The sequence below is a fragment of the Mycetohabitans sp. B2 genome (genome assembly GCF_021733735.1).
GTDB lineage: Bacteria > Pseudomonadota > Gammaproteobacteria > Burkholderiales > Burkholderiaceae > Mycetohabitans > Mycetohabitans rhizoxinica.
Window position 1 is genome coordinate 1 of record NZ_JAHKSP010000185.1, and the last position, 527, is coordinate 527.

Annotated in this window: 1 protein-coding gene; it reads left to right on the forward strand. The window is 57.7% G+C overall.

Annotated features, from left to right (window positions below; translation table 11 throughout):
• Positions 1 to 527: AMP-binding protein (locus KPG66_RS17335; protein WP_237071678.1), on the forward strand; the 527-nt coding region annotated here is incomplete at both ends.

Genomic DNA, 527 nt, shown 5'->3' on the forward strand with positions numbered 1-527 from the left:
ATGCGATTGCGCGGCTGGTCATCAACAATGGCTATGTTGACATTCGCACCGGTGATCGTGTGGCGTTCGCGGCAAACCCGGCTTTCGACGCGAGCACGTTTGAAGTGTGGGCACCGCTGTTAAATGGCGCCACCGTTGTGGTGATTGATCATGACACGGTGCTGATGCCCGCTGCGTTTGCGCACACGTTGCGCGAACAGCGCATCAGCATTTTGTGGCTCACCGTTGGCTTGTTCAATCAGATGGCCGCACAGGTGGACATGGCCTTCTCTCAACTCAAGGCATTGATTGTCGGAGGAGACGTGTTGGATGCGAGGTGGGTTGCGCAAGTGATGCGCGAGTCCCCTCCTGAGCAACTGATCAACGGTTACGGTCCGACCGAGAGCACCACGTTTGCGACGATTTACAAGGTCACGTGCGTTCCGGAAAGAAACGCCAGCATCCCGATTGGCCGACCCATTGCGAACACGCGTGTTTATTTGCTGGACGCACACAGCCAGCCGGTGCCCCTGGGTGCGGTCGGTGAA